This window comes from Oleiphilus sp. HI0123 (assembly GCF_001635315.1).
In genome coordinates this window covers 1-318 of record NZ_LWGE01000167.1, presented here as the reverse complement: position 1 = coordinate 318, position 318 = coordinate 1, and the positions used below count along the sequence as shown (strand labels likewise).

Genomic DNA, 318 nt, shown 5'->3' with positions numbered 1-318 from the left:
ATTTTGTCCCTCCGAATGCTGGTGTTGGTCCGCGTCCCGCGCGATCTCACGCTCGGGCACGAGGTTGTCGATGTGCGTGGTGATCGCGATCTCGGGCTGATCGTCCCACCGGACGAACGCGATATCGGTCCAGTCAGGGGCCACGCCGATCAGAACACCGCGCTTGAATGCGGCCTCGCCAACCACGAAGCCGCCACGCGCATGGCCGGGGAAGTGCGCCATCGGCTGAGAAGCTAAGTAGCGGGCCGAGTAGGCGACCCGCTCGTGGATGGCGGGGCGGCTCATGCCGCCCTCTGGTATCCGCGCTCCTCGCAGTTC

General features: G+C 66.0%; 1 protein-coding gene. It reads right to left on the bottom strand.

Annotated elements, in window-relative coordinates; translation table 11 throughout:
• Positions 1–285 (bottom strand): hypothetical protein (locus A3761_RS01505; protein WP_156491491.1); only part of this gene is annotated, 285 nt, incomplete at its 3' end.
• Positions 286–318: the final 33 nt, after the last annotated feature.